General features: G+C 74.3%; 12 protein-coding genes and 1 pseudogene. 8 read left to right on the top strand and 5 right to left on the bottom strand.

Going from position 1 to position 15,396, the window contains the following annotated elements; genetic code table 11:
- Nucleotides 1-33: 33 nt before the first annotated feature.
- Both bagA and GA0074692_RS27020 read right to left on the bottom strand, forming a co-directional pair.
- Complete coding sequence (bagA, locus tag GA0074692_RS27015; protein ID WP_091649097.1) at nucleotides 34-1,011, bottom strand: ATPase BagA; 978 nt, start codon at nucleotides 1,009-1,011, stop codon at nucleotides 34-36.
- 26 nt (nucleotides 1,012-1,037) lie between these two features.
- Nucleotides 1,038-1,643, bottom strand: coding sequence for an Rv0361 family membrane protein (locus GA0074692_RS27020; RefSeq protein ID WP_091649100.1), 606 nt, complete (start codon nucleotides 1,641-1,643; stop codon nucleotides 1,038-1,040).
- A gap of 596 nt (nucleotides 1,644-2,239) precedes the next feature.
- On the opposite strand from GA0074692_RS27020, the gene GA0074692_RS27025 reads away from it, so the two are divergent.
- The 6 genes and pseudogenes from GA0074692_RS27025 to GA0074692_RS27050 all read left to right on the top strand — a co-directional run bounded on the left by GA0074692_RS27025 (nucleotide 2,240) and on the right by GA0074692_RS27050 (nucleotide 9,712).
- Nucleotides 2,240-2,716 carry a hypothetical protein gene (locus tag GA0074692_RS27025; protein ID WP_091649104.1) on the top strand — a complete coding sequence of 159 codons (477 nt, stop codon included), beginning with the start codon at nucleotides 2,240-2,242 and terminating at the stop codon, nucleotides 2,714-2,716.
- A gap of 45 nt (nucleotides 2,717-2,761) precedes the next feature.
- On the top strand, nucleotides 2,762-2,917 hold the full coding sequence (gene sp36 / locus GA0074692_RS27030) for a Sp36 family protein (RefSeq protein WP_091452994.1): 156 nt from the start codon (nucleotides 2,762-2,764) through the stop codon (nucleotides 2,915-2,917).
- Nucleotides 2,914-3,369 (top strand): RidA family protein, encoded by a 456-nt coding sequence (locus GA0074692_RS27035; protein WP_091649110.1) that lies wholly within the window; start codon nucleotides 2,914-2,916, stop codon nucleotides 3,367-3,369. The genes sp36 and GA0074692_RS27035 overlap by 4 nt, the downstream gene beginning before the upstream one ends.
- Nucleotides 3,370-3,483: 114 nt before the next feature.
- Nucleotides 3,484-4,320: an MBL fold metallo-hydrolase gene (locus GA0074692_RS27040; RefSeq protein ID WP_091654151.1), complete on the top strand. Its 837-nt coding sequence runs from the start codon at nucleotides 3,484-3,486 to the stop codon at nucleotides 4,318-4,320.
- Nucleotides 4,317-7,901 (top strand): annotated as a pseudogene (locus tag GA0074692_RS27045) (adenylate/guanylate cyclase domain-containing protein); the annotation flags it as partial. The gene GA0074692_RS27040 and the pseudogene GA0074692_RS27045, both read left to right, overlap by 4 nt.
- A 299-nt stretch (nucleotides 7,902-8,200) precedes the next feature.
- Nucleotides 8,201-9,712: a serine/threonine-protein kinase gene (locus GA0074692_RS27050; RefSeq protein WP_091649116.1), complete on the top strand. Its 1,512-nt coding sequence runs from the start codon at nucleotides 8,201-8,203 to the stop codon at nucleotides 9,710-9,712.
- Nucleotides 9,713-9,729: 17 nt separating this feature from the next.
- Here the strand turns inward: GA0074692_RS27050 and GA0074692_RS27055 are convergent, their stop codons facing one another.
- Complete coding sequence (locus tag GA0074692_RS27055; RefSeq protein ID WP_141725426.1) at nucleotides 9,730-10,047, bottom strand: hypothetical protein; 318 nt, start codon at nucleotides 10,045-10,047, stop codon at nucleotides 9,730-9,732.
- Between the two features lie 148 nt (nucleotides 10,048-10,195).
- Between GA0074692_RS27055 and GA0074692_RS27060 the strand changes: the two genes are divergently transcribed.
- Together GA0074692_RS27060 and GA0074692_RS27065 are read left to right on the top strand one after the other, a co-directional pair.
- Nucleotides 10,196-11,131: a transporter substrate-binding domain-containing protein gene (locus tag GA0074692_RS27060; RefSeq protein ID WP_091649121.1), complete on the top strand. Its 936-nt coding sequence runs from the start codon at nucleotides 10,196-10,198 to the stop codon at nucleotides 11,129-11,131.
- Nucleotides 11,128-12,129: a hypothetical protein gene (locus GA0074692_RS27065; protein WP_091649125.1), complete on the top strand. Its 1,002-nt coding sequence runs from the start codon at nucleotides 11,128-11,130 to the stop codon at nucleotides 12,127-12,129. The genes GA0074692_RS27060 and GA0074692_RS27065 overlap by 4 nt, the downstream gene beginning before the upstream one ends.
- Before the next feature lie 57 nt (nucleotides 12,130-12,186).
- Here the strand turns inward: GA0074692_RS27065 and GA0074692_RS27070 are convergent, their stop codons facing one another.
- Together GA0074692_RS27070 and GA0074692_RS27075 are read right to left on the bottom strand one after the other, a co-directional pair.
- Nucleotides 12,187-13,350, bottom strand: coding sequence for an acyl-CoA dehydrogenase family protein (locus GA0074692_RS27070; RefSeq protein ID WP_091649128.1), 1,164 nt, complete (start codon nucleotides 13,348-13,350; stop codon nucleotides 12,187-12,189).
- The gene (locus tag GA0074692_RS27075) at nucleotides 13,350-15,332 is read right to left on the bottom strand and encodes an acetyl/propionyl/methylcrotonyl-CoA carboxylase subunit alpha (protein WP_091649131.1); all 1,983 of its coding nucleotides are present in this window, start codon (nucleotides 15,330-15,332) and stop codon (nucleotides 13,350-13,352) included. Before GA0074692_RS27075 ends, GA0074692_RS27070 begins: the two co-directional genes overlap by 1 nt.
- Nucleotides 15,333-15,396: the final 64 nt, after the last annotated feature.

Raw genomic sequence — 15,396 nt, forward strand, 5'->3', positions numbered from 1 at the left:
GGCTCCCCGCGCCGTGCTGGCCCCAGGTGTGAGTCAGTCCGCCCGGACGAGCGCGGCGGCCAGGGTGACCAGGCCGTCCCGGTCCACCCCGGCCGGGAGCAGCGGCAGCTCGACCAGCGGCCGGCCGGCCTCGGCCAGCTCCGCGCGCAGCGTCTCCTCCAACTCCCGCCGGACGGTCTGGTCGACCGCCTCCGCGTGCAGCCCGGCCACGGTGTCCCGGTCGGCCGGAAGCCCGGCGGCGAGCAGCCCACGGCGCAACTCGGCGTGGCTGGTGGCTCGTCCGGCGGGCAGCGGTGGGCGGGTGCCGTTGACGATGATCCGCCCGACCGGGAAACCGAACGCGGTCAGCTCGGTGACCGCGTCCAGCGTCTCCTGGACCGGCATCTCCTCGAGGAGGGTGACCACGTGCACCGCGGTCATCGGGGAGCGCAGCAGGGCGGCCACCCCCTCGCTCTGGGTCTTGATCGGCCCGACCTTCGCCAGCCTGGCGGTCTCCGCGGTCACGTTCAGGAACCGGCCGACCCGGCCGGTCGGCGGGGCGTCCAGCACCACCGCGTCGTACACCCGGCGCTGCCCGTCGGTACGGGTGGTCGCCTCCTTGACCTTGCCGGTCAGCAGGACGTCGCGTACGCCGGGGGCGATGGTGGAGGCGAAGTCGATCGCGCCCAGCTTGCGTAGTGCCCGGCCGGCGGCACCGAGCTTGTAGAACATGTCGAGGTACTCCAGCAGCGCCGCCTCGGCGTCCACCGCGAGTGCCCGGACCTCTCCGCCGCCCGGCGCGTCGGTCAGGTGCCGCTCCTCGTACGGCAACGGGTCGGTGCCGAAGAGCTGCGCGATGCCCTGCCGGCCCTCCACCTCGACCAGCAGCGTGCGCCGGCCACCGGCGGCCAGGGCCAGGGCCAGCGCCGCCGCGACGCTGGTCTTGCCTGTGCCGCCCTTGCCGGTCACCACATGGAGACGGGCCGGCCATCCGGGGCGGGCCGGCTCGACCGGCTGCTCAGCTGCTCGCACCAGTCGAGCCTAACCAGCCTCCGGACTCAGCCGACCTCGCAGACCCACCAGCCGGTGTCGCGGATTACGGTGAAGCGCAGCTCCTGATCGGCGGTCTTCTCGTCGGTGGTGGTCACGGTGAGCTTCGTGGAGACGGTGGCCCGCTCGTCGGTCTGGTCGTCCACCTTCGGCTCGGTCCACCGGAACCGGGGCGCCTCGTGCTCGGCGACGTACTTCTGCACCTCGGCCACCTTGGCGGCGATCTTCTCCTGGTCGCGGGACGAGGAGCAGGTCAGTTCGGAGGCCCGAACGGCGTTGCGGTCCTGGTAGACGGCGGTGAGGAACTCCTGCACCGCAGTGGTCGGCTCGGCCGCGCCCTCGCTGGGCCCGGTGTCGCGCAGCAGGAAGAAGGCGGCCGCGCCACCGCCGCCGCAGAGCAGCAGGGCGACCACCAGGGCGATCGAGGCGATCAGCAGGCCGCGCTTCTTCTTCGGGGCGGCCGGGTAACCGGGCGGGTACGGCCCGCCGGCCGGCGGGTACCCGGCTGCCGGATATCCGGGGGCCGGATACCCGGCAGCCGGTGGGTACCCCGGGACCGGCGGCGGATACCCACCGGGCGGCGGCACGGGCGCGCCGGACCCGGGCGGCGGCATGGGCGCGCCCGAAACCGGCGGCGGCACAGGTGCGCCGGAGACGGGCGGGACTCCCGGCGTGCCCGGCGGGTAGCCCGGTACGCCGCCCGGCTGCGGGGTCGGCCCGGGCGGGCCGTAGGCGTCGTGCGGGGCGGGGGACGGGACGCCGGGCTGCGGCTGGCCGGCGCCGAACGGCGGTGGGAACGGGCCACCCTGCGGCGGTTGGGTCATCGTCTCCCCCGAATGTCTGGTACGTGCGTCACCGGCGGCGGTGACGCTGGGACGGGCGGGCCGGGAGCGCCGACCCGCCCGTGAGGGTAGCGGTCGTCGGAGACGGGCGGGGGCCCGGTGCGGGCGCCCTGGCCGCCGCGCCCTGGTCGCCGCACCACCGAGCAGCGCGGTGATCGGCCGCCTACCGGTCGGGTAGCCGGTGGGGGTATCTGTTACCGGACGGTAGAGCTGTCGCATATATGACTTTCCGTGATGATCTGAGCGCGCCCGGTTGCCGATGTCGGGTTTCGACCCTACGTTCGGGCCCGGCGCGGGGGAACGGGCCGGGCAACGACGTCCGCTCCGCACGGCAGATCGGATCAGGTACGACGCCTGGAGGCGGTTGCATGCGCGACGCGGAGAACACTCCCCGCACCCAGTTTCCCGACGGCGAGCGGAGGCCCGCGCGCCGGGGAGAGGCCGGCGAGCCGGCGGGGGCGTCCCCCTGCAACGAGCGTCCGTACCGCCGATCGCCGGACCAGGTCGAACCGCCGCGCCTGCGGATCCGGTCGGCCGACCGAGGCCGGGAGGACGACGAGCCGGGCTACGTGATCCACCTGCCGGTCCGGGTGGTGGATCTCGCGGCGGCCACCAGACTGGCCGGTCGGGTCGCCGACTCCCTCGGCTTCCTGCTCGAGCTGGACGCCGGGGAGACCACCGTCTCCACCGCCGACGACCAGAACAACCGGCACCGGGTCTTCTGCGACCTGCTCCTGCCCGACCGGTCGCGGTGCCCCCAGCGCTACGGGCACCCCGGCCCCTGCGGGGAGACGCCGGTGATCCCCGAGCCGCGTCCCGTGCCCCGGCCGTCCACCGGGCCGTAGGCTGTCGGCGAACATCCACGTCACGACAACGGGAGCCCGGCAACGATGCAGAAGTGGGAGTACGCCACCGTCCCGCTGCTGGTCCACGCGACCAAGCAGATTCTCGACAACTGGGGCGAGGACGGTTGGGAACTCGTCTCGGTGATCCCGGGACCGAACCCGGAGCAGCTCGTCGCCTACCTGAAGCGGCCCAAGGCATGAGCCCCGCCGCCAAGCTCGCCGAGCTGGGGCTGACGTTGCCCAAGGTCGTTCCGCCGGTGGCCAGCTACGTGCCGGCGGTGCAGTCCGGGCAGACCGTCTACGTCTCCGGGCAGCTTCCGATGGCCGAGGGGAAGCTCCTCGCCACCGGGAAGGTCGGCGCGGACGTCTCCGCCGAGCAGGCGAAGGACCTCGCCCAGCGCTGCGCGCTGAACGCGCTCGCCGCGATCGACGCGCTGGTCGGCCTGGAGAACGTGGTCAAGGTGGTGAAGCTGACCGGCTTCGTCGCCTCGGCGCCCGGCTTCACCGGCCAGCCCGGCGTGATCAACGGCGCCTCCGACCTGTTCGGCGCGGTCTTCGGTGAGGCCGGCCGGCACGCCCGCAGCGCGGTCGGCGTGGCGGAGCTGCCGCTGGACGCCCCGGTCGAGGTCGAGGTCATCGTCGAGGTCGGCTGACCGACCGTACGTGGCACGGTTCCACCCGATCGGGGTGGAGCCGTGCCGTACTCCCGGTCGGTTCCGCGCTTCAAGATCGCGAGTAGCGGCCGGTCGGGTCGTACGATCGCAGCCATGACGGGGCACCTGACGACGCCAGCGGCCGCGCTGGCGGATTCGCTGCCGGAGTGGGTGACGCTGCTACGCGCGCCGAACCCCGGCCCGATGACCCTCGACGGCACCAACACCTGGCTGCTGCGCGCCCCCGGGCGGGACGAGACGATCGTGGTCGACCCGGGCCCCGCCGACGAGGCGCACCTGGCCCGGATCGCTGCCCACGCGCCGATCGGGTTCGTGCTGATCACCCACGGGCACCCGGACCACACCGACGGCTCCCGCCGCCTGGCCGAGCTGCTCGGCGGGGTTCCGGTGCTCGCCGCCGACCCGGCGCACACCGTCGACGCCGAGCCCCTCACCGAATCCCGGGAGCTGCTCAACGGGTTCGGCTTCCTCGTCGACCTGCTGCCCTCCCCCGGACACACCGGCGACTCGGTCTGCTTCCTCGTCGACCACGAGGGCGAGCAGGTGGTCCTCACCGGGGACACCATCCTCGGCCGGGGCACCACCGTGGTCGCCCACCCCGACGGCAACCTCGGCGACTACCTGGGCAGCCTGGGCCGGCTGTCGGCGTACCGGGGGATCGTCGCCCTGCCGGGGCACGGCCCGGCGCTGGCCGACTGCGGCGTGGCGGCCGACTACTACCTGGCCCACCGGCGGGCCCGGCTCGACCAGGTCCGGGCGGCGGTCGCCGCCGGGGACACCACCGCCGCCGAGGTCGTCGCCCGGGTGTACACCGACGTGGACCGCTCGCTGTGGTGGGCGGCCGAGTGGTCGGTCCGGGCCCAGCTGGAGTACCTGGGCGTGCCGCCCCGGGAATCCAGCGCCGGAGAAGCGCGGTTGGACCAGCCGTGACCTGCCCGGTGTGTGGAACCGTCGCCGTGCCCGGTGCCCGGTTCTGCCACAACTGCGGCGCCGCGCTGCCGGCCGCCGCGACCCTGCCGGCGGCCGAACGCCGGGTCGTCACCGTGCTCTTCGGCGACCTCTCCGACTTCACCTCCTGGTCGGAGGACCTCGACCCGGAGCGGGTCGGCGCGGTCACCGACCGGGTGCTCGCCGCGCTCGCCGGGGCGGTGAAGACCTTCGGCGGCCACGTCGACAAGCTGACCGGCGACGGCATCATGGCGGTCTTCGGCGCGCCGGTCGCCCACGAGGACGACGCCGAGCGGGCCGTGCGGGCCGCGCTCTCCATGCAGCGGGCGGTCCGTCGGGTGCTCGACGACGAGCGCGGCGGTGGCGCTCCGCTCGGGCTGCGGGTCGGGCTGAACACCGGAGACGTGATCGCCGGCATCCAGGCCGCCATCGAGTACACGGTCATCGGCGACACGGTGAACACCGCCGCCCGGCTGGCCGACGCCGCCGCCGTCGGCGCGGTGTACGCGGGGGCGCGGACCGCCGCCGCCACCCGGCACGTCGCCTCCTGGCGGGCGCTGCGTCCGTTGCGGCTCAAGGGCAAGCGCGAGCCGGTCGAGGCGTACGAGTCGCTCGGGCTCCTGGACGCGCCGGGCACCCGGTCCGGGCTCGGGGACGAGGCCCCGTTCGTCGGCCGGGAGACCGAGGTCGGCCGGGTCGCCGGCCGTCTCGCCGAGGTGGTGGACCGCGGTGAGCCGGGGGTGCTGCTGATGACCGCCGAGGCGGGGATCGGCAAGTCCCGGCTCGCCGCCGAGGTGGAACGCCTTGCCGCCGGGTACGACGTCGGCCCCGGCCGGTTCGCCGCGCACACCGGTGCCCGGGTGCTCTCGGTCCGCTGCGCGGCCTTCGGTGAACGCCGCCGGCTCGCGCCCCTCGCCGACCTGGTCCGGGCCGCGGTGGGCCTGCCCGGCGACGCCTCGACCGCGGTGACCCGGTCGGCCGTGGAGGAACGGCTGCGCCGGCTCGAACAGCGACTCGCCCGGGTGCAGCCGGTGCCGCCGCCGCTCGCCACCGAACAGTTGCTGGCCCTGCTCGGCTACGTCGACCTGCCCGCCCCGCACGGCGGCCCGGCCGACGACGCCGAGTGGAACGCGAACAGCCCGCCGCCGGACACCGAGGCGGTGCCGACCGCAGTGGCGGGGCTGCTCAGCGGACTCGCCGCCGAGGTGCCCCTGGTGGTGGTCGTCGACGATCTGCACGACGCCACCGGGGAGACCATCCAGGCCCTCGGGGTGGCCCTGTCCCGGTTGACCGGACCGGTGCTGGTGCTGTTGCTGGGCCGTCCCGAACTGGTCCGGACGGCCGGCGCGCTGACCCGGCTCTCCGAGGCCGAGGTGCACGTGCTGCCGCCGCTGCGTGGCGCGGACGCCTCCCGGTTGCTCACCACCTACCTCGGGGGCGGGAAGCTGCCCCAGGCCGACACCGACCGGCTGCTCGCCACCGCCCAGGGCAACCCGTTCTACCTCGCCGAACTGGTGACCCTGCTGATGGAGCGGGGCGCGCTGACCGCCGGGGCGGACCGGGACGGCAGCGGCGTGGCGATCTGGCGACTGGTTCCGGGCTCGCTCGGCAGCCGGCTGCTCTCCCGCGACCTCGCCGCCGTGCTGGCCGCCCGGATCGACGCGCTCCCGCCCGAGGCCCGCTCGGTGCTGCGGGACGCTGCCGTGGTCGGCGACACCGTGCCCGCCGGCACCCTGGAGGCGTTGCGCGAGCGGCGCACCGGGCACGACGGCCGACCGGCTGCCGTGGTCGCGGTCGAGCTGGAGCGGGCCGTGGAGGAGCTGCTGCAACGCCGGATGCTGCACCGCACCCGGACCGGCTACACGTTCGCCACGCCGCTGATGCGGGAGGCCGCCTACGCCGGAGTCAGCAAGGCGGACCTGGCCGACCGGCACGCCGCCCTGGCCCGCTGGGCCGCGCTGACCGACCCCGGTGGCGCGCCGGTGCCGCCGGGCGGGTTCACCGACGCCGCCCGGGACGAGTTCGTCGCCGAGCACGCCGAGCGGGCCACCGCGCTCGCCGACGCCGTCGGCCTCCGTCCGGACACGTCGGCCCGTACGGTGGCCCCGCTGGGCGTGGCCGCGCTGGACCGGGCCGCCCGCCGCTCGCTCGCCGCCGGGGAGCCGGCGCTCGCCGTCGAGTACGCCGAACGCGCCGCCGAGCTGGCCCGGGACGGGCTGCCGGTCACCGCGCGGGTGGCGCACGCCCGCGCCCTGCTCCAGGTCGGCCGGGCCGCCGACGCGCTCGCCTTCGCCGAGAAGATCGCCGCCAACGCCACCGACGACGGCGCGACCCGGGCCAACGCCCTGCTGCTCGCCGGGCAGGCGTACCAGAACCTCGGCGACCTGGGCCGGGCGGTGGCGAGCTGGCAGGAGGCGTTGCAGGTGGCCGCCGCCGCCGAGTTGCCCACGCTGCGGGCCTCGGCGATGCGCCGACTCGGCATGGCCGACTTCGTCAGTGGACGGCTGGGCCAGGCCAGCAGCCGGCTCGCCGCCGCGTACCAGGTCAGCCTCGCCGTCCGGGACCCACGCGGACAGGCGTGGTCGTTGCAGAACCTGGCCTGGGTGACCACCACCCGGGGCGACTTCACCGGCACCGACGCGGTGCTCGGTCGGGCTGCCCGGCTCTTCGCCGAGCTGAAGGACCCGTACGGGCGGGCCTGGCTGCGCGGGACGACCGCGTTCGCCCGGCTGCTCGCCGGCCGGCTGGGTGAGGCGTACCGGCTGGCGCAGATCTTCCTGCCGTTCGGCGAGCGGATCGGCGAGGCGTGGGCGGTCGGGACGCTGCGGGCGGTCGAGGCGTACGCCGCCGCGGAACTGGGCGAGCTGGCCGAGGCGGACCGCTCGGCCCGGCGCGCGTACCGGGAGTTCGTCGCCGCCTCGGACGACTGGGGGCGGGGCTTCGCCCTGGTGGTGCGGGGCGCGATCGCCCGGGGGCTGGGCGAGCCGGAGCACGCGGCGGACCTGCTCACCGACGCGCTCGACCACGCCGCTCGGACCGCCCACCCGCTGCTCACCGGGATGGCCGGCACGTTGCGTGGCTTCGTCGCGCTGGACCTGGGCGACGGGGCGGCGGCCGAAGGGTACGCGCGCGAGGTGCTCGCCGCCGTGGAGCCGCACAATCCGCAGGCGCCGGCGCAGGTGGCCCCCCGGGTGCTGCTGGCGATGGCCCGGCTCGCCGCCGGTGACCCGACCACCGCGGTGGGGCTGCTCGCCCCGGTCGCGACCGCCGCCGGCAACACGGCGCTGCTTTTCTCCCGCCGCCAGACCCTGGCCCGGTACGCCTCGGCGCTGCTCGCTCTCGGGCAGCACGAACAGGCGCTGGACTGGGCCCGCCGGGCGGTCGCCGTACCGGCCGAGGACGTCCGCAGCCAGGTGGTCGCGGCGCTGGTGCTGGCCGAGACGTCGAGCGCGTGCGGTCGGCCGGTCGAGGCGTTGGCCGCCGCTGAGGAGGCGGTACGGCTGGCGTACGCGACGGAGCAGCGCAGCGAGCGGGCCGACGCGGAGGCGTTGCGGGCCCGGCTGCTCGGCCCGGGTGCCCCGGCCACCCCGCTGCCGGCGACGGTGGCGGCGACGGGGGACGCGGACCCGAGGGGTTCGGCGGATTCGGCGGGATCTGTCGATTCCGCTGATGCCGGGACGCGCCGAAACGGATAGCGTTGGGGGCCACAGCGGTGGTCCACGGTGACGGCCGCGTCCCAGGGGAGGGGACCGTCATGAGGCTGCCGCGTGCCGCCGTCGGGCCGGACGTCGTCGGTGCCTCGTCTGCGCTGGTCGCCGGTGCGGGGCACTGAGCCGCCGGGTGAGTTGGGTATTTTCGAGCTGTGACCGCCACCCCGCCCGGCGCCCTGCCGAAGCCAATTGTGCCCGGTCTGACTGATTTGCAGGTCTTTGCCCGGGGCGGCTACGCCACCGTGTACCGGGCCGTCCAGATCTCCGTCGGGCGTGAGGTCGCGGTCAAGGTGGAGAACCGCACCCTGGACAACGAACGCGACCAGGCGCGCTTCCTGCGGGAAGCGCGGGCGGCCGGCCGGATGTCGTCCCACCCGCACGTGGTGGACCTCTTCGACGTCGGCGTCACCGTCGACCGGCACCCGTACCTGATCATGGAGCTCTGTGACGGGTCGTACGCCGAACGGATGCGCACTTCCCCGCTCGGTCCGGTCGAGGCGCGCGACCTCGGCGTCAAGATCGCGGACGCGCTGGCGCACTCGCACGCGGCCGGGGTGCTGCACCGCGACGTGAAGCCGGCCAACATCCTGCACTCGCACTTCAACCCGGCGGTGCTGGCCGACTTCGGGCTGGCCGTGCTGGCCGAGGTGCGTGACCCCACGGTCACCATGGAGGTTCTCACCCCGGCGTACGCGCCGCCGGAGATGTTCCACCACAGCCCGCCCTCGCCGGCCGTCGACGTCTACGCGCTCTGCGCCACCCTGTACGCGGTGATGCACGGTCGGCCCCCGCGCTGGCAGTCGGAGCGCAACCCGAGCCTGGTCACCGTCCTGGAGATGTTCAACCAGCCGATCCCCGGACTGCCCGGGGTGCCGGACGAGCTGGTCGACGTGCTCCGGCTCGGCATGTCGAACGACCCGGGTGCCCGGCCCTCCGCGGTCGAGCTGCGCGGCCTGTTGGCCGGGCTGTCGCTCGGCACCTCCGACCACCCGCACCACCAGGGGACGTCCTTCGTCGGACCCTGGCGGCACCCCGGTCCGGCCGAGCGCACCGGCGACGACTCGTCGCGCGGGCGCACCGGCCACCCCGCGCCCCGCCCCCCGGTCGACGACAGTCACCCGACGGTGCCGGCACCGGCGCGCCGTCGACGGCGCTGGTTTCTCGGCGGCGCGGGCGTGCTCGCCCTGGTCGCCTCGGCGGGTGCCGGGGCCTGGGTGGGGAGCATCCCCGAGCGGCCGGAGCCGCTGCCGTCCACCACAGCCGTGGCGGGCACGCTGCCGGGCTGTGCGGACGGTACCGCCGAGCTGCCCGCCGGTGGCCGCTGCGCCGACGAGTTGCAGTGCTTCGGCCCAGTCCGGGTCCGGGGAACCCGGGCCCAGGCCGTCCGGGTCCGATGTGACCGTCGGCACACGTGGGAGAGCTACGCCGAGGGCAACCTCCCCGTCGAACTGGCCGGCGCCGACCACGACACGGTCAAGGCCGCGCCGGCGGTCACGCGGGTCTGCAACCCGACGACGTTCCGGTTGACCAGCGGTCTGACCCAGGCGGACGGGTGGAAGCTGGAGGTGCTGCCACCGGACACCGAGGACTCCGAGCAGACGTACCGCTGCCTGGCCGGCCGGGGGGTCGACGGACTCGCCGCGCCGACGCTCAGCCTGCGCTGATCCGCCGGGCGGGGCGGTCAGCGGTCCCGGAGTCGGGCGCGCAGCGCCGCCACCATCATCGGGTCGTCGAGCGTCTCGAGGGTGTCCGCGTCGATCCCGCGCAGGCCACCCGGCGGCTGCTGGACGGGCACGGGTGCCGGACCGGGCGGTGGCTGGTGGCGTGCCGCGTCGACGGCGACCCCGGTGGTCATCGCGAGCAGTACGACGAGGAGGGACAGCACCACGCCCAGGAAGTCGTCCCGGCGCAGGACGACCAGGGTGACCAGGAGGGCGACCGCCACGAGCGAGGCGGTCACCGCCAGAACCCGGGCACGGGTACGGGTTAGACGCATCACCGGTCCAGCATCACCCGGTTGCCCGCGCTGTCAACCGTCCAGGGTGGTGTGTGATCCGGCCGTGTACCAGCCGAACCACGCTGCGGTACGTACTGGATGCGTACGGTTATCCTGGTGGGCCCGCTGGCCCGTTTCCCCGGAGCCGTCCATGAACATGCCGTCCCGGCAGCAGTTTCGGTCGATCGCCACCGCGCTGGCGGTCACCCTGACCCTCGGCCTCGCCGCGGTCGCCGGCTGCGACAGCCGTCAGGAGCCGCAGTTCCCCTCCGTGCAGGAGAAGCTGCGTGCGACACAGGTCCACGGCCAGCCGAAGCTGCGGATCGGGGTGGCGACCCTGGACCCGCTGCTGGGCGGGCAGAAGAACGCCTTCGTCAACTTCGAGGGGGAGATCGCCCGGTACATCGCCGCGTCGCTCGGTTACGAGGGGGACCAACGGATCGACCTGGTGCCACTGGCCACCGAGGACCGCATCCCCGCCCTCCAGAGCGGCCAGGTCGACCTCGTGGTCAGCAGTTTCTCGATGACCGAGGAGCGGGAGAAGCAGGTCCTCTTCGCCGGTCCGTACTTCGTGACCACACAGGAGGTCCTGATCCCGCTCCGGCTCAAGGACCGGGTCCAGACCATCGAGGACCTGCGTGACCCGAAGCTGCGGGTCTGCGCCAGTGGCGGCTCGACCAGCGAGGCGGAACTGGAGGAGCACGGCATCCGGCCCCGGGTGGTCAAGGACGTCTCCGACTGCGTCCGGGGCATTCGCGAGGACCGGTACGACGTGGTCAGCTCCGACGAGGCGATCCTGGCCGGATTCCGGTCCCAGTTCGCCACCGAGTTCCAGATCGTCGACATGCCCTTCGGCACCAGCGAGCGGATCGGCGTGGGGGTGCCGATCGGTGACCCGGCGCTGCGCGACCTGGTCGCCTACTTCCTGCACAAGAGCTACCAACAGGGCCGCCGGGACGGCAGCAGCCCGTGGCTGACGGCGTACCACAAGACGCTCGGTCCGTGGCTGACGGCGGACCTGCCCCAGCCGCAGCCGTTAAACGTGCCGGACCTGGTGGACTTCGACGACAAGGCACCGACGCCGTGAGCACCCCGGTCACCGACCAGGCCGAGCGGCGGGCCCGGGCCAGCCAGTCCTTCTGGACGCTCGTGGTCGGCGTACCGGCGGTCTTCTCGGTGCTCCGGCTCGCGGTGGAGGCCGGCGGCGAACTCCAGACCACGCTGCTGCTGGTGGCGAACGTCGGGCCGGTGAACCTGATCGCCGGTTTCCTCACCACCGCCGCCCAACTGCTCTCCACCGTCCTGGTGGCCATCTTCGCCCTTGGCGCGGTCTTCGCCGTCAGCGCCGACCAGCCGGACCTCGCCGCCGTCAGCGCCCGCCGGCCCCTCTTCGCCCGGTGGACCGACATCACCCCGGCCTGGCTGGTGCTGGCGAGCTTCCTGTTCGCCCTGGTCACCTGGGAACTGCTCTACCTGCCGCTGCTGCTGCCCGCGTTCGCCGCCGCGTTCCAGATCACCCCGGAACGACTGCACGAGCGACTGGCGCCCCGGCTGCTGCTCCTGACCGCCCTGCTGGCCGGGTACGGCTGGCTGGTCCTGCCGACCATGCTCGACGCCTGGTGGCAGCGGGACCTGGTGGCCCTGTTGCTGTTCGGCGGGCCGCCGCTGCTCGCCGTCGCCGTCGCCGGGCCGCTGCCGCGCGCGGTGCTCCGCCCGCTCGCCCCGCTCACCCAGGCCGCGGTGCTGGTCATCCTGGTCTGGGCGGCCCTGCCGGTGATCACCACCCCGGTGCTGCCGCTGACCGTGGTCACCGTCGCGAACCCGGTCGGCGGGAGCGAGGACGTACGAGGGCACGTGGTGGCCGTCGACGACGTGAACATGGCCGTCCTGGAGACCCGGGGCGGGGTGCGGTTCGTCCCGGTGGACCGGGTCGAGGCGCAGGTGCTCTGCCCGAACGAGGACGAACTGCCCCGGCACCGGCTGCGGATCCACGACTTCCACGTCGAGGACTCGCTGCTGGAGGGGCTGGGCCGGCGGGTACGACCGGTGCACCGGATCGACGCCGCCTGCCGCACCCCGAGCTGAGACGCCGCCTGCCGCACCCCGGGCTGAGACGCCGCCCCCGCCCTGGCCCCGGGCCGATCAGTACGACTTTTCCTGACCGAGCACGTGCTGGGCCACGAAGTTGAGGATCATCTCCCGGCTGACCGGGGCGATCCGGCCGGCGCGTACCGCCCCGAGCAGGGTGGCGACGCCGTACTCGGTGGTCATGCCGGCGCCGCCATGCACCTGGACAGCGGTGTCCACGGCGAGCGCGGCGGCCTCCCCGGCGGCGTACTTGGCCATGTTGGCGGACACCCCGGCCTCCTGGTCCCGCCCGGCGTCGTACCGGGTGGCCGCCTTGTAGGTCATGAGTCGGGCCAGTTCCACCTGGATGGCCGCGTGCGCCAGCGGCTGCGACACCCCCTGGTGCGAGCCGATGCTCCGGCCGCCCCAGACCCGCCGGGTCGCGGCGTACTCGGCGGCGCGTTCGATCGCGTAGCGGCCGGTGCCGGCCGACATCGCGGCGACGGTGATCCGCTCCGGGTTCAGACCGGCGAAGAGCGCCGGCAGTCCGGCCTCGAGCGATTCGCCGACCAGCGCGTCGGCGGGCAACCGCACGTCGTCGAGGTAGAGCAGGAACTGGTTCTCCGGAGAGACGATCTCCATGTCCAGCCGGGAGCAGGTCAGCCCGGCCGCGTCCGTCGGCACGAGGAACAGCGCCGGCTTGAGCTTTCCGGTGGTCGTGTCCTCGGTCCGCGCCACCACCAGCACGTACTGCGCCTCGTCCACGCCGGAGATGAAGCACTTGCGCCCGGAGAGCAGCCAGTCGTCGCCGTCCCGGCGGGCCACCGTCCCGAGCCGGTGGAAGTTCGACCCGGCCTCCGGCTCGGTGATCGCGAAGACCACCCTCAGCGAACCGTCGGCCAGCCCGGGGAGGAGGCGTTCGCGCTGGTCGGCGGTGCCGTGCTTGGCGATCACCGTGCCGGCGATGGCGGGGGAGACCACCAACAGCAGCAGCGGGCAGCCGGCGGCGGCCAGCTCCTCGCAGACGATCGCCAGTTCGGTGATGCCGCCGCCCCCGCCGCCGTACTCGGTGGGGATGTTGACGCCGAGGTAGCCGAGCCGACCGGCCTCCTCCCACAGTTCGGTGGTGTGCTCGCCGGCCTTGGCCTTCGCCACGAAGTACCGGTGGCCGTACCGTCGGCCCAGCGCCCGGACGGCATCGCGGAGTTGCTCCTGCTCGTCGGTGAGGTCGAAGTCCATCAGGCGTCCTCCTCGGTCGGGTCGACCACGGCCAGTACGGCACCCGTCTCGACCTGCCCACCGGTCGGCACCGGCAGGTCGGTGACGACGCCGTCGACCGGGGCGAGCACGGGGTGTTCGAGCTTCATCGCCTCCAGGGTCAACAGCAGGTCCCCGGCGGCGACCCGCTGACCCGTCTCGACGTGCCGGCGGGTGACCGTGCCGGGCAGCGGCGCCAGCAGCGAACCGGCCGCCAGTTCGGCGGTGGGCAGGGGGAGACGCGGCAGCTCGGTCAGGCTCGTCGCCCCGTCCGGGCCGTCCACGAAGACCGCCGACCCCACCTGGTGTACGCGGTACGTCCGCCGGACCCCGTCGACGTCCAGCACCACCCGCTCCGGAGCGGCCCCGACCAGGGTGACGGTCCGTACGTTGGCCGGGTCGGTGGACCACTCGGCGAGCCCGCCCGTGCGGTCCAGCCGGTACCGGACCTCGATCTCGCCGTCCGCCCCGGCGAACCGGGTGACCTGGGGAAACGCCGGCACGTTCCGCCAGCCGGACGGGAGGGAACCGAGCACCGGTGCTTCGGCGCGGCGGGCGGCGGCCGAGGCGAGCGCGGCAGCGAGCGCGGTCAGCGGTACCGCGTCGGCCGGCAACAGCGGGGCGAAGACCTCCGGGTGCCGGTCGAGGAAGCCGGTGTCGACCTCGGCGGCCAGGAACTCAGGGCTGCGCAGCACCCGGACCAGCAGGTCCCGGTTGGTGGTCACCCCGTGCAGTTCGGCGCGGGCCAGCGTCCGGGCCAGCAGGCGGGTGGCCTCCTCGCGGGTCTGCGCCCAGGCGATCACCTTCGCCAGCATCGAGTCGTAGTGCACCCCGACCGTCGAGCCGGCCACCACGCCCGAGTCGAGGCGCAGGCCGACGGCCCGGAGGGTGCCGAACTCGCGGGCCACCCCGGGGATCGCGAACCGGTGCAGGGTGCCGGTGGCCGGCCGCCAGTCCCGCGCCGGATCCTCGGCGCAGAGCCGTGCCTCGATCGCGTAGCCGCGCATCCAGGCCGGGTCGACGGCGTTCTCCGGCAGTGGCTGTCCCTCGGCGACCATCAGTTGCAGCCGGACCAGGTCCAGGCCGGTGGTGAGTTCGGTGACCGGGTGCTCGACCTGGAGCCTGGTGTTCATCTCCAGGAAGAAGAACTCCCCGGTCGGGGCGAGCAGGAACTCCACCGTGCCCGCGCCGACATACCCGACCGCTCGGCCGGCGGCCACCGCGGCCTCGTGCAGCTTCTCCCGCAGGTCGATCGGGATGACGCCGGGGGCCTCCTCGATCAGCTTCTGGTGCCGACGCTGGATCGAGCACTCGCGGACGCCCTGCGCGGCGACCGTGCCGTGGCTGTCCCCGAAGATCTGTACCTCGATATGGCGGCCCCGTTCGACGTACCGCTCGACGAAGACCGTGCCGTCGCCGAACGCGCCGGCCGCCTCCCGGCTCGCGGCGGCGACCGCCTCGGCGAGACCGGCGGCCTCCCGGACCACGCGCATGCCCCGCCCACCGCCGCCGGCAGACGCCTTGACCAGCACCGGGAAGTCGGTGACCTGGTCGGGATCGGTCCAGGTCGGCAGCATCGGCACGCCGGCCTCGGCGAGCAGCGCCTTGGCCGCCATCTTGTCGCCCATCGCGGCGATCGCGGCGGCCGGCGGGCCGACCCAGGTCAGCCCGGCGTCGGTCACCGCCGTCGCGAACCCGGCGTTCTCGGCGAGAAAGCCGTAGCCCGGGTGCACGGCGTCCGCGCCGGACCGCCGGGCCGCGGCCAGGAGCAGGTCGATCCGCAGGTACGTCTCGGCCGGTGTGTTCCCGGGGAGGCGTACGGCATGGTCGGCCTCGGCGACGAACGGCGCGTCGGCGTCCGCGTCCGAGTGCACGGCGACGGTCTCCAGGCCGAGCGCACGGCAGGTGGCGAAGATCCGGCGGGCGATCTCCCCCCGGTTAGCGACCAGCAGTCTGGTGATCATTCGCGGCTGACCCTTTCGTTCGCGACTGCGGGACTCCGCTTCGCTGCGTTCCTCGCGCTCACGG

Origin of the sequence: Micromonospora pallida (genome assembly GCF_900090325.1) — a bacterium.
GTDB lineage: Bacteria > Actinomycetota > Actinomycetes > Mycobacteriales > Micromonosporaceae > Micromonospora > Micromonospora pallida.